Source organism: Fulvivirga ulvae, from assembly GCF_021389975.1.
Lineage (GTDB): Bacteria > Bacteroidota > Bacteroidia > Cytophagales > Cyclobacteriaceae > Fulvivirga > Fulvivirga ulvae.
The window spans coordinates 6,235,245-6,258,033 of sequence record NZ_CP089981.1; the positions used below are offsets into that span (position 1 = coordinate 6,235,245).

At 42.7% G+C, this 22,789-nt stretch carries 23 protein-coding genes; 9 read left to right on the top strand and 14 right to left on the bottom strand.

Features of this window, described 5'->3' with window-relative positions:
- Positions 1-11 precede the first annotated feature (11 nt).
- Entirely contained in the window at positions 12-1,337 is a 1,326-nt protein-coding gene (locus LVD17_RS26175; RefSeq protein ID WP_233762958.1) for a RagB/SusD family nutrient uptake outer membrane protein, read from the top strand.
- Positions 1,338-1,404: 67 nt separating this feature from the next.
- On the opposite strand, the gene LVD17_RS26180 is transcribed toward LVD17_RS26175, so the two are convergent.
- A complete protein-coding gene (locus LVD17_RS26180) occupies positions 1,405-1,845 on the bottom strand; it encodes a GNAT family N-acetyltransferase (protein ID WP_233762960.1) in 441 nt (146 codons plus the stop codon).
- A gap of 145 nt (positions 1,846-1,990) precedes the next feature.
- Between LVD17_RS26180 and LVD17_RS26185 the strand changes: the two genes are divergently transcribed.
- Entirely contained in the window at positions 1,991-2,599 is a 609-nt protein-coding gene (locus LVD17_RS26185) for a phosphoribosyltransferase (protein ID WP_233762961.1), read from the top strand.
- 49 nt (positions 2,600-2,648) lie between these two features.
- On the opposite strand, the gene LVD17_RS26190 is transcribed toward LVD17_RS26185, so the two are convergent.
- The 4 genes from LVD17_RS26190 to LVD17_RS26205 form a co-directional block, all read right to left on the bottom strand.
- Positions 2,649-3,662 (bottom strand): tetratricopeptide repeat protein, encoded by a 1,014-nt coding sequence (locus LVD17_RS26190; RefSeq protein ID WP_233762963.1) that lies wholly within the window; start codon positions 3,660-3,662, stop codon positions 2,649-2,651.
- An 81-nt stretch (positions 3,663-3,743) separates the two neighbouring features.
- Entirely contained in the window at positions 3,744-4,394 is a 651-nt protein-coding gene (locus tag LVD17_RS26195) for an NADPH-dependent F420 reductase (protein WP_233762965.1), read from the bottom strand.
- 55 nt (positions 4,395-4,449) lie between these two features.
- Positions 4,450-5,754, bottom strand: coding sequence for an ABC1 kinase family protein (locus tag LVD17_RS26200; protein WP_233762967.1), 1,305 nt, complete (start codon positions 5,752-5,754; stop codon positions 4,450-4,452).
- A gap of 9 nt (positions 5,755-5,763) precedes the next feature.
- On the bottom strand, positions 5,764-6,429 hold the full coding sequence (locus LVD17_RS26205) for a TetR/AcrR family transcriptional regulator (RefSeq protein ID WP_233762969.1): 666 nt from the start codon (positions 6,427-6,429) through the stop codon (positions 5,764-5,766).
- A 112-nt stretch (positions 6,430-6,541) separates the two neighbouring features.
- Here LVD17_RS26205 and LVD17_RS26210 point away from each other — a divergent pair, with 112 nt between their 5' ends.
- Positions 6,542-7,237: an SIMPL domain-containing protein gene (locus tag LVD17_RS26210; RefSeq protein ID WP_233762971.1), complete on the top strand. Its 696-nt coding sequence runs from the start codon at positions 6,542-6,544 to the stop codon at positions 7,235-7,237.
- Positions 7,238-7,347: 110 nt separating this feature from the next.
- On the opposite strand, the gene LVD17_RS26215 is transcribed toward LVD17_RS26210, so the two are convergent.
- Positions 7,348-7,866 carry a hypothetical protein gene (locus tag LVD17_RS26215; protein ID WP_233762972.1) on the bottom strand — a complete coding sequence of 173 codons (519 nt, stop codon included), beginning with the start codon at positions 7,864-7,866 and terminating at the stop codon, positions 7,348-7,350.
- 146 nt (positions 7,867-8,012) lie between these two features.
- Here LVD17_RS26215 and LVD17_RS26220 point away from each other — a divergent pair, with 146 nt between their 5' ends.
- The 4 genes from LVD17_RS26220 to LVD17_RS26235 all read left to right on the top strand — a co-directional run bounded on the left by LVD17_RS26220 (position 8,013) and on the right by LVD17_RS26235 (position 11,656).
- Positions 8,013-8,510 carry a TlpA family protein disulfide reductase gene (locus tag LVD17_RS26220; RefSeq protein ID WP_233762973.1) on the top strand — a complete coding sequence of 166 codons (498 nt, stop codon included), beginning with the start codon at positions 8,013-8,015 and terminating at the stop codon, positions 8,508-8,510.
- 1 nt (position 8,511) lies between these two features.
- A complete protein-coding gene (locus LVD17_RS26225) occupies positions 8,512-9,741 on the top strand; it encodes an exo-alpha-sialidase (RefSeq protein ID WP_233762974.1) in 1,230 nt (409 codons plus the stop codon).
- Positions 9,742-9,904: 163 nt separating this feature from the next.
- On the top strand, positions 9,905-11,002 hold the full coding sequence (locus tag LVD17_RS26230) for a fatty acid desaturase family protein (protein WP_233762977.1): 1,098 nt from the start codon (positions 9,905-9,907) through the stop codon (positions 11,000-11,002).
- Positions 11,003-11,215: 213 nt separating this feature from the next.
- On the top strand, positions 11,216-11,656 hold the full coding sequence (locus tag LVD17_RS26235) for a DUF2267 domain-containing protein (protein WP_233762979.1): 441 nt from the start codon (positions 11,216-11,218) through the stop codon (positions 11,654-11,656).
- 14 nt (positions 11,657-11,670) lie between these two features.
- Here LVD17_RS26235 and LVD17_RS26240 read toward each other — a convergent pair whose 3' ends face one another.
- The 4 genes from LVD17_RS26240 to LVD17_RS26255 form a co-directional block, all read right to left on the bottom strand.
- Positions 11,671-12,744 (bottom strand): Gmad2 immunoglobulin-like domain-containing protein, encoded by a 1,074-nt coding sequence (locus LVD17_RS26240; RefSeq protein ID WP_233762981.1) that lies wholly within the window; start codon positions 12,742-12,744, stop codon positions 11,671-11,673.
- A gap of 65 nt (positions 12,745-12,809) precedes the next feature.
- A complete protein-coding gene (locus tag LVD17_RS26245) occupies positions 12,810-13,040 on the bottom strand; it encodes a hypothetical protein (protein ID WP_233762983.1) in 231 nt (76 codons plus the stop codon).
- Between the two features lie 31 nt (positions 13,041-13,071).
- A complete protein-coding gene (locus LVD17_RS26250) occupies positions 13,072-14,202 on the bottom strand; it encodes an MFS transporter (RefSeq protein ID WP_233762985.1) in 1,131 nt (376 codons plus the stop codon).
- Between the two features lie 2 nt (positions 14,203-14,204).
- Positions 14,205-14,747 carry a 5' nucleotidase, NT5C type gene (locus tag LVD17_RS26255; protein ID WP_233762987.1) on the bottom strand — a complete coding sequence of 181 codons (543 nt, stop codon included), beginning with the start codon at positions 14,745-14,747 and terminating at the stop codon, positions 14,205-14,207.
- Between the two features lie 89 nt (positions 14,748-14,836).
- On the opposite strand from LVD17_RS26255, the gene LVD17_RS26260 reads away from it, so the two are divergent.
- Together LVD17_RS26260 and LVD17_RS26265 are read left to right on the top strand one after the other, a co-directional pair.
- A complete protein-coding gene (locus tag LVD17_RS26260) occupies positions 14,837-15,583 on the top strand; it encodes a DeoR/GlpR family DNA-binding transcription regulator (protein WP_233762989.1) in 747 nt (248 codons plus the stop codon).
- Positions 15,584-15,675: 92 nt separating this feature from the next.
- Positions 15,676-17,448 carry a sodium:solute symporter family protein gene (locus LVD17_RS26265; protein ID WP_233762991.1) on the top strand — a complete coding sequence of 591 codons (1,773 nt, stop codon included), beginning with the start codon at positions 15,676-15,678 and terminating at the stop codon, positions 17,446-17,448.
- A 369-nt stretch (positions 17,449-17,817) separates the two neighbouring features.
- Here LVD17_RS26265 and LVD17_RS26270 read toward each other — a convergent pair whose 3' ends face one another.
- From LVD17_RS26270 to LVD17_RS26285, 4 genes are all read right to left on the bottom strand, one after another.
- Complete coding sequence (locus tag LVD17_RS26270; protein ID WP_233762993.1) at positions 17,818-18,051, bottom strand: hypothetical protein; 234 nt, start codon at positions 18,049-18,051, stop codon at positions 17,818-17,820.
- A gap of 265 nt (positions 18,052-18,316) precedes the next feature.
- Entirely contained in the window at positions 18,317-20,560 is a 2,244-nt protein-coding gene (gene katG / locus LVD17_RS26275; RefSeq protein WP_233767992.1) for a catalase/peroxidase HPI, read from the bottom strand.
- A gap of 685 nt (positions 20,561-21,245) precedes the next feature.
- On the bottom strand, positions 21,246-21,587 hold the full coding sequence (locus LVD17_RS26280) for a hypothetical protein (RefSeq protein WP_233762995.1): 342 nt from the start codon (positions 21,585-21,587) through the stop codon (positions 21,246-21,248).
- Positions 21,588-21,688: 101 nt separating this feature from the next.
- Positions 21,689-22,678, bottom strand: a complete 990-nt coding sequence (locus tag LVD17_RS26285; protein ID WP_233762996.1) for a DUF1028 domain-containing protein — start codon at positions 22,676-22,678, stop codon at positions 21,689-21,691.
- Between the last annotated feature and the right edge of the window lie 111 nt (positions 22,679-22,789).

Here is a 22,789-nt window from a genome sequence, read left to right on the forward strand (position 1 = left end):
TTTGAATAAAAATGAAAAAGACATTTATATATAAAAATAAGTTAGTCGCCCTCGCTATAGCCTGTATGCTTTTTGCAACCAGCTGCGAGATCGATGAGCTGGATGACCCTAACAACCCAAGTGTTGACCTGGTCAATGATGCAACGCTAAGTGAACTCCAGAACCTGATCACCGGTATAGAAGCAGGTATGAGAATCAGACTGGGCACATACTATGATGATGTCGGGGTGATCGGCAGAGAGTTTTACCGTTTTTCCGGTTCTGATCCCAGGTTCACTGCTGACCTCTTAGGAAAAGGTTCTGCGGAGCTTGATAACAATACTTTTTATATCACTGGGCCTTACGCGGAGAGATACAGGGTAATAAAAAATACCAACTTCCTGTTGGAGGCTGTAGATAAAACTGCGGCATCGATCAGTGCGGCGCAGAAAAATTACATGCGCGGGTTTGCCAAGACAATAAAGGCTTACCAAATGCTCCTTAATCTTAATTTGCTATACCAGAATGGTATAAGGACCAACGTGAGCGACCCTGATAATCTCGGACCTTTCAGAACTTACGAGCAATCACTTGACGACATAGAGAGTTTGCTTAATGAGGCTGCCACTGAACTTGCTGACAGTGAGGATGAATTTGTATTCACCCTGAGTTCAGGTTTTGCGGGCTTTGATGATCCGGCAGGTTTCCTGGAGTTCAACAGAGCTATTGCTGCCAGAGTAGCTGTATACCAGGGGGATTTCACCGCTGCACTTAATTATCTGGATGATTCTTTCTTCTCGCTGACAGGTGACCTGGATGCAGGGCCTGAACATTTCTTTTCTACTGCGGGTGGAGATGTAACAAACCCACTATTCTTTCCCGCAAATGCCAGTGGAGAAACCAGGGTAGCCCACCCGTCGTTTGTAACGGATGCACTGCCTAATGACGACAGGCTGGATAAGGTTTCGGAAAGGGAGTCGGCTGCATCCTTAGACAATCTAAACAGCAACTATGATGTAATGGTGTACCCATCGCAAGGGGATAATATTCCTATTATTCGAAATGAAGAACTTATTCTTATCTATGCCGAAGCTAATGCCCGACAGGGTAGTACAGGCCCTGCTGTAGCTGCCATAGACGAAATAAGGACATCACACGGGCTTGATCCATATACAGGCGGAACAACGGAAGACGATTTAATTGATGAGATCTTATTTCAAAGGAGGTATTCACTGTTTGCCGAAGGGCACAGGTGGATAGATATGAGACGCTATAGTAAGCTGGGTGAATTGCCTATCGACAGAGAAGGTGATAATGTATGGGAGCAGTTTCCTGTACCGGTGACTGAAGCGCAATAACCATCAGGTTATAAGAAGTTTAAAAGAGGTCGTTCCAGATTGGGATGACCTCTTTTTTGCTTAAAAGTTAACGGCCCGTTTTAAACATTTTGATCAGTTCATGGCCAGCCACTTTATATACTCTTTCTTCTTCCTGAACGTACCCTACACTTTCATAGAACTTCTTTAGATAACTATGCGGATATAGCTCAAATTTATTTACTCCCTGGCCTATACCAAATTTCTCTAATTCACTGATAATTGTTTTGGCATAGCCTTTACCTCTGAAACCGGGTAAAACAGCTATTCTTGCCAACACCGCCTTATCCTTCTCTACCACTATACGCCCCGTTCCTGCCACTTCTCCATCCACATACAATAATAAATTTGTTGCTACTGGGTCCTTACCGTCATTGTCCAGCTCTTCCGATATCCCCTGTTCAATAGTAAACACCGTTTTACGCACCATTGCAACCTGCTGCATCAGATGGTTACCTATGGCTTCCTTTATTTCGATCTTTTTATTCATTGTACCTGATTCCTGCTATATTCTGTCAATTTAGTAAATCCGCGCAGAATAATAAATTCCCTGGATTGATTGGCGTACAGAAACAAAAGGGTTCAAGCGTATGTTGTATAGAGAAGAGTAACTTCACCGTAAAGTCTCCTTTCCAATGTTTTACGATAGAGAAGATGCTGCCCAACAACTGGCCAACCGTTTGAAATTATATCGGCATGAAAATGCCATAATTTTAGCGGTTCCCCGAGGCGGGGTACCTGTAGGTAAGATCGTCTCCGGATCCCTGGGATTACCCCTGGACATAATTTTGACAAAAAAAATAGGACACCCTGTAAATAAAGAATATGCCATTGGAGCTGTAGGCCTAAATGACAGCTATTTTACAAATGCGGATGATATAGTACCGAGTAGCTACGTTGAGCAGGAAGTAGAAAGGGTCAGATCTGATTTGAGAGACCGGTATGAACTTTATATGGGCAATAAAGAACCCCTGAAGCTTCATAACAAAACGGTGATCATTGTGGATGACGGCATAGCCACGGGCAGTACCTTGCTGGCCACGATCAGGCTGGCCAGAAAAAAGGGGGCTGTTAAAATAATTATAGCTGCTCCTGTAGGGCCTCCTCAGGCAGTAAAAAGACTAAAGGAAGCTGCCGATGAAGTCGTATGCCTTGAAATGCCTGCCGATTTTAACGCGGTGGGCCAGTTTTACCAGCACTTTGACCAGGTATCGGATGAGAAGGTACGGGCCTTGTTAAAATAATTAAAGCCGGAAAGCAGGCCTGTAACGAACCGGAACAACAAAATTAATATTACCTGCACTTTTCCTCGAGCTCCCGGGGAACCTGAGTCTTATTAGCCCTGGTTTCTTTCAGCGCCTCACAGGCCTTATCATTCTCTCCTACTGCAAAGTATGCCTGAGCAAGGTACAAATATCCTTTACTAACAAATGGGTCTAGTTTCACGGCTCGCTCCAGAAGCCTGACGGCATCCTTGTAACTTTCTCTTTTGAAATAGTACCACCCCTTATTTCGATACGCCCAGCCATTGTTAGGGTCAATGGTAATACTGCGGTCTATATCGGCTTTCGCACGCTCAAGATCACCCTGCATCAAATAAATGAAACCCCTGTTATTTAAAAAGTAAGGCTGCCCGGCTTCCAGGTTCAGCGCCCGGTTTACCAACTCCATGGCCTTACCGTAATTTTCTTTTTCAACCTCAATCAGTGATAATGCATTATACGCATTGGCCTGCAATGGATCTATCTTTAAGGCTTTGCTGAGGTCGGCTTCTGCGGCATCGAAATTATCCATATAGTACTTTACCGTACCTCTGTTTATCAGTGTCTCCTCATTGGCGGTATCCAGTGCATACGCCCGGTCAAAAGACGACAGTGCCTCTCCGTACTTTCTCATTTTGGTTTTGATGAGGCCTTTCCTGAAATGTATGGCAGACGAATCCGGCAGTTTTTTCTCTACATATTCCAGATCATCCAATGCACGGTACAACTCATTAAGTTCATAAAATGCATTGGCCCTGTTTAAGTATGCATCCATAAATGTGGGGTCGCATGCCAATGCCCTGGTGTACTCCAGTTCAGCTTTATGGTACTGGCCCATACGGTAGTGAACGATGCCCAGATTATTGATAGCGGCTGTATAACATGAGTCCAGGTTGATTGCTTCATTAAAAAACCTGACCGCTTCCCTGAAGTTTTGCTGTTTCAGAGCATCATTACCTCTGATCAAAAATCTTTGCTTTTGTGTTTCAGTATTACTCCCGCAGGCTGATAAGAGAATAACTATTACCGGAATCAGATAGCGCATGTCTGTTTTTTTCGGCAAAAATAGCCCATTCAGACTTATAAAAACAGGCTGATTTTAAAAAGTATTATTCAGCCGAAAATCCTATTTTTTAAGCAAGCGAAAGGCATGGCTCCATTGATTTTGGCTAAATCCCGGAATACACCATAATATACACAGCGGCTCTATCGCCCTTGCAGCTTCGTCCTTGCCCATATCCTCTGTTTCCCAGCCAAACAGGTCCAATATACCTTTCACTTCGACCTTGGCATCAGCATTATTACCACAAATAAACATAGTGGGTTTTTCACCTCCAAAATCAGGATTTACCATTAAATGGGCACCTACACTGTTAAATGCTTTAACAAAGTACGACTCTCTGAAGCTGCTTTGTAACTGCTCCATAAGAGAGCTGTTCAGGGAGGTGAAGAATTTAAGCACACCATTAGCCGGTGGTTCGTCCGAGATGGGATTGGTAGCATCAATGATAATTTTCCCTTTGAGATTGTGTAAACCACACTGCTCCAGCACACCCTTGGCAACACGGCCTTTAACTGCCAGTACAATAATATCACCGGCAGATGCAGCTTCGTTAAAACTACCTACTTCACCCTTACTCCCTGCTTTTCCTTTCCATTCAGACAATTTTTCCGGATGGCCTGTACCCATAGTGACCTGATAGCCATACTTAATAAAACCGGCTGCCAGTGCCTGGCCAACCGTTCCCGATCCAAGAATACCAATGTGTTTCTTCATAGTATTAATTTATATGTAAAAGCACCTTATGAAAAAGAAATGATAACGGTAAAAATTATGTGGATGACAGTGCAGCCGTAGATATATTGGCTTTAAGCATATTAAGTAAATTATAAAGCCCAAAATATGTTCTGTTAATATATAACCCATCCTTATTTCCCCTTACAGTTCTGGATTTCCTGAACTCCTTCATTTTAGAAACACGCTCACCAGCCTCAAATATCTGTTGGAAATAATCATCATCGCTAAAATCAAACTGATCCGTTCTAAAAGGTCTGCCTAATAATTCTATCATTTCCTTAAAGATATTCATAAAAAAAATCTTCTCTTTTTCGGAATCGTCTTCGCTCAGAAAACCGAGCTTTGTAAATAGCGTCTCCAGTTCGGGATGCTCCTGAAGTATATCCTTCTCCAGTAATTTAAAGTAGGGAACATAGAATTGTTCGGGTATTACTTTTACACACCCGAAGTCTATGATGCCCAGTTCACCGGACCGGGTAATGATAAAATTTCCCGGATGCGGATCGGCATGTACCTGCTTCAGGGTGTGCATCTGGTAGTCATAGAAGTTCCAAAGTGCCTGTCCGATTTTATTACGCTCCTTTTGTGGTGGATTTTGCCCTAGCCAGTCTTTCAAGTGTACCCCTTCGAGCCAGTCCATAACAATAATGCGGTCACCGGACATCTCCGGATAATATTTTGGAAATACCACATGCTCCAGGTGCGAGCATTGCGCAGAAAGCTCCATAGACCTTCGAACCTCCAGCTTGTAGTCAGTCTCTTCCAACAGCTTAGACTCCACTTCACCCATAAACAAGTCCAGTTCTTTCTTGCTTATTCCAAACATTTGAGTAGCTATGGGTCTCACCATACGCAGGTCAGAAGTGATGCTATCCGAAACACCGGGGTACTGGATCTTCACTGCCAGCTTCCTGCCATCCAGCATTGCCTGATGTACCTGGCCGATAGAAGCGGCATTAACTGCATTTTTGGTAAAAGAATCGAATATTTTATCAGGCCCCTTCCCCAAATAGGTCTGAAAAGTTTTTACCACGAGTGGATAAGAGAGTGGCGGGACACTATATTGCGACAGTGAAAATTTATCCTGATAAGCAGCTGGCAATGCATTTTTATCCATACTAAGCATTTGTGCAACTTTTAAGGCACTGCCCTTCAGCTCGCTGAGAGACTGATATATATCTTCGGCATTGTCTGCATCCAGTTCATCTCTTGTATGATCCGGATTTATAAGCTTTTTGCTGTAATGCCTGATGTAGTTACCTCCGACTTTGGCTCCGGTACGAATAAACCGGGAGGCTCTCTCCACTTTGGAAGTGGGTATTCTGGCTTGTTCCTTCATATATGTAAACTACCTGTGATTATAAAGGAACTTAGCAAAATCAACCATAGTATCCAGCGGTCCTCGTCCCATCAGCTCGAAGGAGAGATGTACGGATTTTTCGATTGCAGCGTCTGTATTAGCAAAACCTTTGCTGTCATCTTTTAACCAGAAATTTAAAACAAACATAAGCTGTAGCCACAAGCCGTCCTTATACCTTTCGGAAATCAAAGGCCTTTTAATAATTTCTTCAGTATCGAGACCTTCATTCAAAATACCTTGCGCAAAGTCTATAAAATCAGCTTTGAAACCTCTTAGAAAAGATGGCGTCAATTCCGGTCTTCTCACATTTTTAAATGAATAGGTTACATAGCTCCTGTCTTTTTTCAGTACCTCGACTAAGGTATAGTAAAACGCCAGAAGTTTCTCCCTGGAGGAATATGCCACGTAACTTTCATCCTGATGAAGCGCAGCAATAGTTTCCCCTATGTAGCCCTTCCAAATGTCTTTCTCCAGATTTTCAAATGAACCGAAATGTTCATAAAATACCCCTTCATTCATATTAAGGTTTTTCATAAACTGAAAAACTGAAGGGGGTTGACTGCCGTTGAGCAGAACATACTCTCGATAAGCCTCAGCTATTTTTGATGAAGGCTCCGCCTTCGTTTTTGATGATCTTTTCTTTGTCTGTTCCATACCTGTAGTAACGTACGGTCAAAACATAAGTTCATCTCCAAACGTTAAAAATCGTTGCACTGTTATGGAATCTTCCATGGAGCTGCATCTTTATTAAAAACGAAAAATAACTATGAAAAAATTAGCTTTATTACTGGCACTATTTATTACCGGAATGGCACAGGCACAACTACAACAACAAAATCAGCCTTTGATCAAAAAGATTGAAGTAATGGGTACTGCAGAAATCGAAGTAGTTCCCGATGAAATTTATTTGCGTATTGCTTTAAAGGAGTATAAAGAAAATGCAAAAATAGTGAGTATGGACAAGCTCGAATCGCAATTGGTTAAAGCAGTAGACCAGCTCGGGCTTCCCAAGGAGAATTTGACGGTTGATAATATCTACGGATATAACTGGGACTGGAGAAAGAAAAAAAGCGATGATTTTCTGGCTACCAAAAGCTTTAAGCTCAAAGTCTCCAATGTAAAAATGGTCAATAACCTGATTGAGAAACTTGACCCTGAAGGGGTGAACAGCATGGGAGTAGCTGAAATTACCCATTCTAAAATTAAAGAGTATAAGAATGAGTTAAAGCTTGAAGCACTAAAATCGGCAAAAGAAAAAGCAGGCTATTTATTAAAGGGTATTGGTGAAGAGTTAGGCGGAGCCCTTGAGATACAGGAAGTAGACTATGGAGATCACCAGCCAATGTATGAGAGGTCTATGGCCTACTCCAAATCCGCTCAGGATGACAGTTACCAATCTGATCTGGAATTTAAAACTATAAAGCTCAAATCAAACGTCAGGGCTGTTTTTGAGATAGAATAAAAAATATGTTTTGCAGGCCGTCCTTAAATATGGGATGGCCTTTTCCTTGCTTTAGCCATAGTTTACTCAAAGAATTTTTTAATGAAGAAAGGACAACATGACAGGAAGTATTATTCACTTTTACAAACAGCCATCATAACCCTGCCATTGGTACTTGCCGCCTTGGCTCCATCGCCAATATTGCCACCGGCCAGTACTACCTTCTTTCCCTCACCTGTAGCCGCAAGGTGAACTTTTACGCTACCATCAAACACAAGAAGATCATCATATACAAATGGAGTTTCATCCGTTAGCTTTGTGATGATGGTTACACTTTCTCCCGTTTTTGCTGATAAATCATTGAGTGGTAGTGCCATTTCAGCATCAGGGTTAGAGATATCACCATAATGCATGTGCGCCGGATGTGCAGCATCTCCTTCTGTTCCCTCCAGCTTTATTTCAGCCTGAAGTGAATTGTCTTTGCGCTCTTTAAATGTAACCGTACCGTAAACCGGGAAATCAGAACCTTGAAGCAGGTTATAAGTTATTTCCCGACCCGTAAACAGATTGTTTTCATCCTGATCATCACCCGAACAGGATACAAATGACAATGATACTATGAGTAAAGCCGCGTAAAGTGTATTTTTCATATTCCAGGAGTTAGTGAACCCAGATTATAACGATCATGCTGTCATTTTGATTCACTATACAAACTGTTTGATGTGATTTGAACAAAAACAAATTATGAGTTGTCTAAATTTAGAAATATTTTTAACTGGAATTAAAAGCCCTAAGTATGATTAGAATAGCTATTGTTATTGTGGCCCTGGCTACCATCAACTGTACAAGTAGCACGACGACTGAAACAGCATCTGCCGATACCGGCAGCATAATGAGCGATATGAAATTAAAAACGCTAGATGGTAAGGAGCTGAAGCTGGACCAGTATCGGGGCAAGGCATTGTTAATCAATTTCTGGGCCACATGGTGCCGCCCGTGCATTAAGGAAATGCCATCTATTGAAAAAGCCAAAGATGCACTTAAAGATGAGAACATAGAATTTTTATTGGTATCTAACGAAACCCGCGGACAGATCAAAAGTTTTGTACGCTCTCACAGATATGATTTCAACTACGCTCAACTCGATATGCCTCTCGCCCGGCTTAACATTCAGGGGTTGCCCACTACTTTTATTATTAACCCGCAGGGAGAAATTGTCTTTAATGAGGTGGGAGCACGCGACTGGAATAGCAAAGAAAGCATTCAGCTTATTAAAGACGCGATTTTAAATTAATATGAGAGGCACCTTCCTGCTTATTGCCATTTCGGTCTCATTCAGCACCTGTTATCAGGGCGGAGATGAGCAGAAAGATGAGCATCACCTTATGGCAATCACCTCGCCGGCAGATTCTGTAAGTGGGGAACCTCATCTTTTTACTGATAATCATGGAGAAGCGTACCTCTCCTGGGTAGAAACCAGCAATGACACGAGCTGCCTGAAATACGCCCGGCTGAATAAGAATCGCTGGTCTGCTCCTCAAATTGTAGCCCGGGGAGAAAGCTGGTTCGTTAACTGGGCAGATTACCCAACTGTAACAGCAGGCACTAACCAAAACCTGATAGCCCATTTTCTAAAGAAAAGCGGTACCGGTACTTATGCCTATGACATCAAAATTACTCACTCCGGTAATGGTGGCAGGATGTGGTCAAAACCGGTAACCATACATGATGATGGCAAGCAGGCAGAACATGGTTTTGTATCTACGTTGCGCTATAATGATCAATATTTTGTGTGTTGGCTTGATGGAAGGAATATGGTTTCAACAGTCGGTTCAGATCAGCATGGCCATGGTTCCGGGCATGATAGCGGCGCCATGTCATTGAGAGCGGCCCTGCTGGACAGCACTGGTACCAAGATCAGGGAATGGCTTCTGGATGATAAGGTCTGTGATTGCTGTCAGACCACCGCAGCTCTTACAGAAAATGGTCCCGTTGTAATCTATCGCGACCGTTCTGACCAGGAAATAAGAGATATATCTATCGTTCGCTGGGCAGACAGTACCTGGACTGCCCCTCGGCCAGTACATGCTGACAATTGGAAAATAGCAGGCTGTCCCGTGAATGGACCAAAGGCTGAAAGTATCGGCAATACGCTTGTGGTTACGTGGTTTTCCGCCCCGGAAGGGCAACCACAGGTAAAACTGGCTTTTTCTGAGAATGGTGGAATTTCATTCGGCAGGCCCATCAGAGTAGGTTCAGATAAGGCCATTGGGCGTGTTGATGTTATTTTGGTGAGTGAAGAGGTGGCTATGGTAAGCTGGATGGAAGATAACAGCATAAAAGTTGTCAGGGTTGATAAGACAGGGGCTATATCAACCCCGGTTGTAATCACCCATGCCTCAGAAGCTCGGTCCAGCGGCTTTCCCCAGATGACTAAAAGAGGTGATGATATTATTTTCGCATGGACAGATTATGAAGAAAAACGTGTAAAAACTGCCATTTTCAACTATGTGGAACGAAAATAGGAAAGACTCAGTTCAATATGGAACATTCTTTAAACAAGTTCTGCTTGATAGCCTGACAAAATGAAATTATCATATAAAGTATTCAGTTTAAATAATTAAACTACACTATCAAGCGTTTTCATATCTATAAATAGCTATATTTGCGCTTAGTCCCTCAAATTGCATGAATCACAAAACCATCAAATTTTCCAGAGATAATCGCGTTGACTTCATCAGAGTTGTCAGAAAAAGGGTCAGCGATTATTTTGAAACCAACGGCATATCCAAATATGGCAATATACACATGGTAATCAAAACCATAACAATGTTGCTAATGTATGTGGTCCCTTATGTGGTTATGATGTCAGGGATATTAACGAACTCCTGGGCCATTCTGGGCATGTGGATCATTATGGGTGTGGCTATGGCCGGTATCGGCTTTTCAATTATGCATGATGCCAATCACGGCGCTTACTCCAAAAACCAAAACGTTAATAAATACCTGGGATATCTCATTAATATTGTAGGGGGAAGTGCCATTAACTGGAAAATACAACATAACGTACTCCATCATACTTTTACTAATGTAGATGGTATGGACGAAGATATCGACCCAGGTAAACTCATGCGTTTATCCCCTCACCGAAAGAGATACAAGCTGCACCGGATACAACACATTTATGGCTGGGGATTATACGGTTTAATGACCTTTCTCTGGATTACAACGAAAGACTTCAGACAATTATACAGGTACAAGAAAATGGGACTTACGAAAGCCCAGAACATAAAAGTACCTACACAACTTACCAAGCTCATTATAGCTAAGGTGGTTTACTATATAGTGTTTCTGGTATTGCCGATTATCTTTTTAAGTATTGCCTGGTGGCAGGTGGTATTGTTCTTTATTGCCATGCACTTTACGGCAGGCCTCATTCTTGGTTGCGTTTTTCAACCTGCTCATGTCATGCCATCTTCAAAGTACCCCCTTCCTGATAAAGAGGGTAACCTTGAAAATGACTGGGCTGTTCATCAACTTTATACTACAACCAACTTCAGCCCTAAAAGCAGAATTTTAGGATGGTACGTGGGAGGCCTTAACTATCAGATCGAGCACCACCTCTTCCCTACCATATGCCATGTACACTATAAAAAGATCTCAAGAATAGTGAAGGAAACAGCTGAAGAATTCGGGTTACCGTATCATTCTCAGCCCAATTTCTTTGCGGCTATTATGCTTCATGCCCGGATGTTGAGGGATCTGGGTAAATATGATGTGATATAGCATCCTGTTTCAGACGACTTTGTAGACTAATGAGTATTTTTATGCTCAGGGTGTAGAATTTCAAAGAGCATTTATATGCTATTCTCTGTTTTCATCCACTACTTCAGCATCTATTTGCTACACGGAGCTCTAAATCCTTCCCTCAATTTAAAGTGGGTTCTGGTTTAATTTTTGTGCTTAACAATACAGTTGTAATCCAAAAAATCCAAAACTATGAGCACTGTAAAATTTGATAAATTCGCCCAGGAAGGTAACCAATTCATTCATGAGCTATCCAATGAATTAGGTCATCCTCAGGATGAACAACAGGTTCTAATCGTACTCAGAGCAGTACTTCACACCATTCGTGACAGGATTACCATCAGTGAATCTCTGGACCTGATATCCCAACTACCGATGATGCTCAAAGCACTTTATGTAGAGCAATGGAAGTATCAGGAGAAGCCCAATAAATTCGATACCCTGGAAGGTTTAAAAAATGACATCAAACAACGACAGGAAAAATATGGCGAAAACAGGTTTGATTGGGAGCTTTCAACCGAAGATATTTTTGCAAAAACTATTGAAAAACTGAGTAAGTACCTGGATGAAGGACAATTGAAGCATATTGAGGAGCAATTACCCCACGAAATAAAATTTCTGGTAACTCCTTGAAACTAAAAGTAAAATTACTGTCCGTCGATAATGACGGGCAGTGTAAATGACCGATCAAGTTCTGCTTTGCCGGAGGCATTGGATCGCCGCAAAGTAATATAGCCCTGCTGACTCTCTGTGTTAACTGCGAAATCAAGGGTAACTTCAAAATTCACCCATTCTGAAGTCATCCATTTGCCTTCCGCTTTTGCAATGTCTTTTGCAATTGTTTTATGATTTGCATTAGCTACCTCTACAGGAAACTGTCCCTCAAAAAACCATGGGCCTCTGGCTTTACCTTTTATTACTACAGGAGGTCTTACAGTATCGTTTTTACTTATATTCTCAACTTTTATCAAATCGGCCAGTGGTTTTACGGGCTTGCCTGTATCCACAAACTTAAGGGTCCTGAGCATCTGTTTTATCAATTGCAAATCACCCTCGTCTACCTTTCCATAGCGTACCATTCTATCATTTCCTCCCAGGGTATTGCACTGGTTAATTGGTTTCTCTCTGCCAGACTTATCGAAACATTTTAGTTGATGGTCGCTTATCTGTACCTGAACAAAAATAAAGCCGTCAGCTGTCCAGTTCTTTTTCGGCATCTTTTCAGGTTTGAGATAGTACCCCCATACTTCGCCATCGTTGAGCTGATAAGCTTTCGTCTCAGAAGAGTCTAACTGAAAGGGAATTGGAAGGTTGTTTTCAGCATCACTAAGACTAATGGTAGCTCCGGCCGGCCCATCCACACCCAGCCCTTTGGGGTAAAATGAAAGGTGCGAGACCCGAGCGTCTTCATGAATCATAAGGGGGAGCTTAAATCCATTATCAAATTCCTTACTATAAATGTTAATTACCGGTATATCAGGATTTTGAGTACTCTCTATCACCCTCCACTGTTCAGGGTATTCTACACTGATCCGGTAATGATTATTTTTATACGATTGCCAGTCATATGTACGATCCACCACCTGCCCTCCTTCTGATAATTTTAGTGTTTGTGAATCCGGAGCGTTTAAACCAGACTGCTCAGAGTTGGTTTGCTGAGTAGCCACATCACATGCATAAATATGTAACAATCCAATTACTAACATTAAATACTTTCTCATACTATCCTGTGAATTTTTTTCCTCATAGTGTGATCAGGTCAACAACTCTCACCCTAGCTTTCGCATTATTTCTGTCTCCTTACATTCCAATCGACAAGTAACAACCCTACTCCTACAATAACCCCTGCAAGCATAATTCTAAAGGCCCAGGCATACGCATATTCATAATTGCTTTCCAGAAGCACCTCCGGAACGAACAAGGCAAAAACTAAAAAAAGTAATACCGTTATCCGTACAAATAAATATCCTGAAGCTTTCATATCGTTGTCCTGGTGGAGATATAAAGTAAAGTGCATATTTCATACCATAGACATGGCTACAGCCAGGTTATCTAACTCCTCTGGCAGAGAGTATAGCTACCGTTGCACCAATAACGGCAAGAAAAACAAAAGATATCCTCAGGTCGGATGCGCCGGCAATCAGCCCGATGATGGGCGGACCAATCAAAAATCCGAAGAAGCCGAGTGTGGAGACCGAGGCTAATGCTACTCCGGGAGATTGTGTTCTGGATTTACCTGCCACACTGAATACAAGAGGAACAACAGAAGATACACCTATTCCTACTATGAAAAATCCGATTATCGCGGAAATAAAGTATGGAAGAAATACTACAACGAGCAAACCGAAAGCCGTTAAGGAACCACTTACCACAAGTACCTTTTTTAAACCGTGGCGATGAACGAGGGTATCAGCTACAAAACGGGTACCAGCCATTGAAATCATAAAAGCCGTGTACCCTATTCCAATCCAATTTTCTTCAACAGCAATTATTTTCTTAAAATACACTCCACTCCAGTCAAACATAGCTCCTTCGCACATCATAGAAAAAAATGCAATTACGCCAAGTACCATTAAAGACCGGTCAGGAAGCGAGAAAAGAGGTTTATCTGTATCAGTATTTACATCTGCATGAAGAAGGTACCTGAAACTGTATAACAGTACCCCGACAATAGCGGCAGCTATGATTATGTAATGTATAGCAGGCGGGATGGAAAGTGCAATCATCAAAGCCCCCGTTCCGGCCCCCGCAAAGCCTGCCAGACTCCACATCCCATGGAATTTAGCCATTATATTGCGGTTGTAAGCTGACTCTACACCAACTGCCTGGGTATTAACCGAGATATTCAGCATGTTACCTATTAATCCAAAAATGAACAAAGCGGCAATAAGAAGCACAACGTTGTATGATAATCCAATACAGATAAGCGATAACCCATAAGTCAGGGCAGCAGCCATTACCACCCGGCGGCTGCCAAACCTAGCTACAAGAAACCCTGAAAGCGGTAACGAAACCAAAGAGCCTACTGGCAACGCAAACAAAATACCTCCAAGCTCGGCCTCCGAAAGATTCAATACATGCTGTATAGTTGGTATTCTCGAGGCCCAGCTTGCAAAACATAGGCCGTAACAAAAGAAAATCAGGCTAATGGCAATACGGGAGCGTCTGATAGGTGGCATACTTAATAACTATTTGCGTATAGGTATTGAACTGCCTCGTCCCAGTCATTTACTCTCACATCGTAATCGACTGTCATATTATGACCTGAGGTATAGAGTATACCCCTGCCTTTACAATAGTTCAGGTTCTTAAGGTGGTCATCAATCATAAAGTCTGTATCCACCACACTTTTATCACCACAAAAAATAATATTCTTCCAACCTATAAAAGGGAAGTGCTCCTTCAGCCATTCGTATTTCTCATACAGCGACTGGGGAAACTCCATGGCTGCGGAAACTATGTAGACATCAAAATCATTCCATAACTTTTCAACTGCCTCCTGCGCACCGGGAATGACCCGGGCTGTACGGAAAAACCCCGGCTCAAAAAGCAACTGCCTCAACTTATCACGTTCAGGAAAAGCTTCACCCTCAGGCACGCCTTTCATCGATTCTCTTTGCACCAATACCCCATGTTTTTTATGATACCATTCGATCATTTGATGCTCAATATCTGCGATGACATGATCCATATCTATGGCTATTGATTTTTTTATTTCAGGCATAGTAATTTTGTTTATGCAATCTTTTACTTCAAAAGTATTTTAATTATTGCATATTATTGCAAAACATACAGCATAAAATTGCAAAAAATATGTTAAAAGAAGAGCGTTTCAAGTATATCCTCAACAGGCTTAATACGGAGAACAAGGTACTACTCAACCAGCTTAGTGATGAGTTGAACGTTTCCACGGACACTATCCGCAGGGACATTAAGGAGCTGGACGACCAGGGGTTGCTTAAGGCGGTCCGTGGCGGGGCTATACCTCATTCACCGGTCCCGCATAATTTCAGGGACCGTATCGGCTATAACAGCGAATCGAAGCAGATCATAGCTCAAAAGGCCCTGCCCCTGCTCCACAACGGCCAGGTAGTGATCTTTGATGGAGGGACCTCGGCCCTGGCCGTAGCCAGTATATTACCCGAAGATTTGAAAATTACGGTAATCACCAACAGCTTCCCAATAGTGACTATGCTGGAGGATCACAAAAATGCAGAGGTACTGTTTGCCGGGGGAAGACTGTTTAAGCGCTCGTTTGTTACTACCGGCCACGAAACCCTGCGTTTTTTCAAAAACATAAGAGCTGACCTGTGCCTGCTGGGCATTTGCAGTATTCATTCGTCGCTGGGAGTTACTACTCCTGACTTTGAAGAAAGCGAGGTAAAGAAGGTTATGATCAACAACTCACAGGAAGTAATAGCGCTCTCTTCCATTGAAAAACTGGAAACCGTGGAACCGTACTACATCTGCCCGACTGACGATATAGGTACCATCATAACCAACCAGCCGGATGAGCCGAAACTAAAGCCTTATATTGGGGCGGGAGTAAAGATATTTTAAGCTAAACCGACCTGTTGGAAACTGTAATTGATCGGGTAATCCATAGAATATAAAAAATTAAATACTATTTTCCGGCCAAATAAAATCAACATATGGAATTAGCCCTTCTGGATTACATCATTATTGCCGCATTTTTCCTGCTCTCACTTGCTGTTGGTCTGAAATTCAGAAAGCAGGCTGGTAAAGATATCAGCTCCTTCTTTTTAGGAGGGCGTAACCTGCCGTGGTACATTGCCGGTATTTCCATGGTGGCCACCACCTTTGCCGCAGATACTCCCCTGGCAGTAACTGAGCTGGTGGCGCAGAATGGAATTGCCGGTAACTGGCTCTGGTGGAATATGCTTGCGGGCGGTATGCTGACCACTTTCTTCTTTGCCAAATACTGGAGACGGGCAGAAGTTTTAACTGATATCGAGTTCATCGAAATGCGATACAGTGGCAAACCTGCCAGCTTCCTCCGGGGCTTCAGGGCTTTATATTTTGGTGTATTTATGAACGTGCTTATTATCGGCTGGGTAAATGTTGCCCTGATGTCGTTATTGAAGGTTTTTTTTGATATACCAGAAAACCAGCTTTTATGGTATGTTGCCGGCGCTATGGTGATTGTAGTTATCTACTCAGCCATGTCCGGCTTACTTGGTGTGGCTTTTACAGATGTTATTCAGTTTGTTATTGCTATGACTGGCAGTATAATTCTGGCTTTCCTGGTGCTGAATTCTGACCGGATCGGTGGCATGGATGGCTTAAAAGCCAATCTACCGGAAGGTACATTGGATTTCTTTCCTCATGTGGGAAGCCAGGGTAGCGGAAGCATGCTGGCGCTTGGACTGGGAAGCTTTCTGGCCTTCATCGGCTTTCAGTGGTGGGCAAGCTGGTACCCCGGGGCTGAACCTGGTGGTGGTGGCTATATTGCCCAACGCATGATGAGTACAAAAACCGAAAAGGACGCTGTTTATTCTACCCTGTTTTTCCAAATTGCACATTACTGCATTCGTCCCTGGCCCTGGATAATCGTGGCGCTTTGTGCCATGTTGCTATACCCGGAGCTTAGCGCTGCCGACAGTAAGCTGGGCTATGTTATGGCTATGAAAGAGTTTTTGCCAACAGGTCTTAAAGGACTTCTTCTGGTGGCCTTTTTTGCAGCTTATATGAGTACCATCTCAACCCAACTGAACTGGGGCACCAGCTATCTGATCAATGATTTTTATAAAAGGTTTATTAACCCTGAAGCTCAGCAGAAACAATTTGTACAGGCCTCACGCTTAGGTACGCTACTATTGATGCTCATCGCCTTATTCGTTACGTCACTTATCGGCACTATTTCGGGTGTGTGGGCATTTATCATTGAGTGCGGAGCAGGCCTGGGGCTAGTCATGATATTGCGCTGGTACTGGTGGCGCATCAATGCATGGAGCGAAATTGTAGCTACAGTAGCACCATTTGTTGCTTATGGGCTGGCAAAATTCGTTTTTGTGCAGTTTGATGAAGCCTGGGGAAAAGGTATTGGCGAAGACCCCAGAAGCTTTTTTTTCACTATTGCTTTTACCACGGTAGCATGGATCATCGCCACCTACACCACTAAACCTACGGATGAAACTCATTTGCGAAAATTCTTCGATAAGATCCGGCCTGATGGCAACTGGGCTCCCTTCCGCGAATCTGTTAACAGAAGCAGGCTCATAAAACTTGGCATCTGCTGGTTCAGCGCTATCGTGATGGCTTATAGCGCATTATTCCTAACAGGAAGTTTCATTTTCAAAGCCTGGAATGAAGGGCTGATGTATACAGGGGTATTTGTGGTTTCTCTTTTAGTACTAAGATTTGCCGCAGGGAAGGTGCATATTTTTTCTGACCGTACCGAGTGAATTAGTGATAAATGGAGGCTTCTCTGATATTTCCAGAGTACTAAATGAAGGGACTAAAAAGTTTGTATTTTGTGTAAAAGGCATGGAATTATGCTTTCCATTTTGCAGGGTCTCTCCTATTGTCAAACGAAGTGATAAGCTCTATTTTATCTTTCTTTACCTGATAATAAAGATTAATCTGTTTATTTATTACACACCTTCTTACTTGTTTCCTTTTACCTGATGTAGGGTCTTATTGAGATAAGTTCAAGTATTGATTGTAAACGATCATTAAACTTCTTTATGGTTTTATTTCCCCATTTGTCTGCTAAGTAGTTAAGTAAATTAAGATAGTCTTGCTTGGAGCGGGCGACCACTCGATCGGTTTACTCATAACTTGAATTTTTCCCGAATCTCTTTCATTACCTGCTCATGAGGAATGCCTTCTCCTCGGTTCAGTTGATCCAGTCCTTCATCAATAGCTAACTGTTCCTCTTTACTGATTTCATCCCACCAATGCATTTCTCTAGACTTTTTTAAAATAATAAACTCTTTTAATATCTTGGGGTCATTCAATCCCGCCAACCATTCTAATAAATTAAGTTTCTCAGCTCGTAGGTCCATGGATAATCTATTTTTTACAAAACAACAATTTCTATTTATTTTTTATCTCATCTCATGGGTATTACTTATTTATGAACAAAGTTTTCACCTCTTGATTAACCTTTCTATTTCTTAAATAATTTTTCAATTTTAATTTTAAGCACAAAGCGTCCACGATTCCTACTGTTAAGCTTCTACAAATCTGACTTCTCTATAAGAGTCTAAAATGCAAAAAAGGCCAGTCCTTGCGAACCGGCCTTTAACCTGACTTTAAAATCTATCAGTTTTAGTTCTGCGGATAGATCAAATCAAACCTGTCAAGTTTCATTACTTTGTCCCAGGCAGCAACGAAATCGTGAACGAATTTTTCTTTGGCATCAGTGCTTGCATACACTTCAGCCAATGCTCTAAGCTCTGAATTAGAACCGAAGATCAAATCCGCACGGGTTGCAGTGTACTTCACCTCGCCTGTTTTTCTGTCTTTGCCTTCAAACTTTTCTTTTGTGTCATCTACTGCACTCCATTCAGTACTCATATCCAAAAGATTAACAAAGAAATCATTGGTGAGCGCCTCTTTCTTTTCAGAGAATATTCCATGCTTTGAACCATCATAATTAGCACCCATTGCTCGCATTCCCCCTACCAGTACAGTCATTTCAGGAGCTGTCAGGGTCAATAACTGCGCTTTGTCAATCAGTAACTCTTCCGTAGAGATGGTATACCTTGTTTTCAGGTAATTGCGGAAACCGTCGGCCATAGGCTCAAGCAGATTGAATGACTCTATATCGGTTTGCTCCTGAGTGGCATCCATACGTCCGGGGATAAAGGGTACCTTAACTGAGTATCCCGCATTTGCAGCGGCTTTTTCCACACCTGCAGTACCTGCCAATACGATGAGGTCAGCCATGGAAACTTTCTTGCTGCCTGACTTTGCATTAAAATCCTTCTGAATATTTTCCAATACACCCAGCACTTTAGCCAGTTGCTCAGGGTTGTTCACTTCCCAGTCTTTCTGAGGAGCCAAACGAATTCGTGCACCATTGGCACCACCTCTTCTGTCTGACCCTCTGTAGGTAGAAGCCGAGGCCCATGCTGTAGTAACCATTTCACTGATCGATAAATCTGAGTTTAGTATCTGCGACTTTAAATTTGCAATATCTTTTGAGTTTATCAATTCATGATTAACCGCAGGTATCGGGTCTTGCCAGATCAGATCTTCTGTAGGGGATTCCGGTCCTAAATAAGTGGTTTTAGGCCCCATGTCCCTATGAGTGAGTTTGAACCATGCCCTGGCAAAAGCATCATTAAACAGTTCTGGGTTTTCGTAAAATTTCCTGGATATCTTTTCAAAACCTGGATCCATCCTTAAGGACAAATCGGTGGTGAACATGGTAGGCTTATGGGTTTTTCCTTGCTCATAAGCATCAGGTACCATCATTTTAGGCTCACCCTTGGCTACCCACTGATGTCCGCCGGCAGGGCTTTTTGTAAGTTCCCATTCGTTTTCAAACAAGCTAAAGAAGAACATGTGGCTCCATTTGGTAGGAGTGGCTGTCCAGGTTACTTCCAAACCAGAAGTTATAGCATCGGCACCTTTTCCTGATTTGTATTTGCTCTTCCATCCAAATCCCTGTTCTTCAATACCTGCGGCTTCTGGCTCTGCCCCAACATTAGAAGCTGGTCCTGCTCCGTGTGCCTTGCCCAGAGTGTGCCCTCCTGCTATTAAAGCTACGGTTTCTTCATCATTCATTCCCATTCTGCCAAAAGTTGCCCGAATGTCTTCAGCAGCAAGTAGCGGGTCAGGGTTGCCGTTAGGGCCTTCAGGATTTACGTAGATCAATCCCATCTGTACTGCAGCCAGAGGGTTTTCCAGTTCTCTGTCCCCTGAATACCTCTCGCTGTCGGCCAGCCATTTTCCTTCGGCACCCCAATATACATCTATTTCAGGTTCCCATACATCTTCTCTTCCTCCGGCAAAACCGAACGTTTTGAATCCCATGTCTTCAAGCGCCACATTCCCTGTCAGCACCATCAAATCGGCCCATGAGATTTTGTTGCCATACTTTTGCTTAACAGGCCAGATCAGGCGCCTGGCTTTATCCAGGTTAGCATTATCGGGCCAACTGTTAAGCGGGGCAAAGCGTTGCTGACCTGCACGCGAACCTCCACGGCCATCGGCAGAGCGGTAAGTACCGGCGCTATGCCACGCCATTCTGATGAATAAACCGCCATAATGACCAAAATCGGCAGGCCACCAATCCTGAGAATCAGTCAATACTTTTCTGATGTCGCTTTTTACTGAGTCATAAGGCAGGCTGTTGAATGCTTCAATGTAGTTAAAATCTTCTTCCATCGGGTCGGACAGGGAAGAGTTTTGGCGAAGTATGCTCAGGTTCAGTTGATTCGGCCACCAGTCGCTATTGCTGTTGGCGTTCATGTTTGACCTGCTCTTTTTAGTGGCTCCGGATTTTCCGTCGACTTCAGCCACCTTTTCCACCTCCTGTGTGGGTTTTTCCTGGCAAGCCGTCATTACTGCTCCCAGTGCAAACAACACATAAAATGTAAGTGTCTTTTTCATATGCTTCAAGGTTGAAATAAGTTTGTTAAAATTTATACAAGTTTAACAGCTTGTCACCTCTCAGATAAGCGAAAAAGATCGATTTTATTGATAGCGATATTGAGGTTTTCAATCAAGTCATTTCAGGGCAGGTGATGAGCCGGTTAACTGGTTGATTTACCGGGAGTAGTATTGGTAAATATTGGTATTGGTTGAGGAGTGATTGGTAAAAGGTGAAGGGGAAATTCGTAAAAGAGTGACCGGTGATCGGTGGTTTTTAGAACAAAAAACATTTCGTCCTATGTTTGAAGGAGGAAATTAGAAAGGTTAAATTAGATTATCTTTAACCTCGAAAAGAAAGGAGAAAGGAAAAGACTATAGATCGTCATTCTGAAACTTTCTTTCTATAAATAGATTATCACTGCCGAACTGCATAGAAAATATTCAGAATCTCTCGAAGCAGGGGCAGTATATAACCATGGACTACACACTTAATTATGGGATCCAGAAGTTAGAAGTTAAGGTGCCCGCTAAGCCTGACCCGCATAATATCAAAGGTATGCAGCTCAAATCGTGGTGTTATCTTCGAGAGATATCCGCTGGGAAGAAGATGGCTAGAAGCTGCAACAGTGCCAGACATTTTGCAATACTCATACATTCAAGGCCTGAATATATCATTAAGTTCTTCTCCCAAAACAAAGATAAACTTGTCTCCATTTCTGATTATGGCTAATGTGTCACTATCCTGATTTTTAAAAAGAGAGTCCCCTACTTGAATAAATCTATTCAAATAAAATGGAGTATAAAGATTATTTCGAGCATAAGGAAGTTTGAATTCATAACCATTATCAATCTCCACATATGCGACGGATTGACTCGCTCCGGTAGCTATTACCCTGCCTTGTAAGGATGATCTTTTACCTATAAGAGGATATTTTGTTTCTTTGGAATGGCTACCAAAAACCAGTAGTACCATTGCTATGACAGTAAATACTGCCATAGTCTTAAACAGTAATCGGATATCTTTAGTATTTCTTAGCATACTCAGACATCAAGTGCATGGATTAAAACGTGCATATTGAATCATAGTTAGCTTCAATATTACTTCAGCTTCAATACCTTCTTAAGCTCACGTTTCTTCAAATCAAGCAGGCCGGCTTCCGGTAAGCGCTCTGTTAGTTCTCGCCAGTTTTCATTTTCTCTGAAAATGCGCTTAAATATGGGTAAGGCCTCCTCCAGTCTGTCGTTGTTGGCAAGGGCCACGGCTTTCCAGTATTGCATTTCGAGGTTTTCGGGAAACATAGATTCGGCTTTGCCATACTCCTGCAAGGCAAGCGACATATCCCCTACTTCTACAGCCAGATCTCCTTTATTCATGTGCTCATAGGCCCTGTATATCTTGAGCAATCTTTTGAGCTCAACAAGCGGTTCCTCATTATCATCCACTCTCAGGTCGATCATGGGGTCATTCCAGGGATTTTCTTCCGGCTTTCCTTTCACTACCAGCAATGCTGCCGACTGCCTTCCCCGGATATCACCACCTGCCTCCTCTCCTGCTTCAAGTGCTATCAGCACCCGTTCAGCTAACGGCAGTTTTCTGCTCTTCTCAAATGCAGCAGCCATGGCCGGCCATACATCCTTATTCAGCATCATATTGGCTTGTACAGAATAGTTGTCCCCCTGCTGATGCCCGGCATATTTAATACAGTTTTCTCCTGTATGCGTGGCAACATTGCCTCTGGCATCCATAATGGCCACTTGCCTTACCTCCCGGCCTTCATCTGATTTCAGCAAAATTTTGAGTGCCTGTTCAGCAGTTTTGCCGTTCTTCAGAAGCTCAAGTCCTCTTATTCCAAATGATTTATTCACAAAGGATTGTGTAGCTATCACACCCACACCAGCCTCGCCCCAGCTTACCGCAGTACCTACCGAAAACCAGTGGCTTTGGACACCAACGGCCATTTCACCGGTATCAGGGTCGCGGGCTACGATAGAATATGTATGTGCAAACGGCTCCTTTTGGAGATATAACTGAGATGCTACTGGTCGAACCATAAACAACAAGAGCAATGAGGTTATAAGCTTTAACATGTTAACGATTTTGATGCTCAATATACTTAAAAGTTAAGGAATTTTGCCTTTAAATATCAAACAATCGGGCCTCTGATGCATGTACCCCCCCCAGGCACAGAATTTATATTA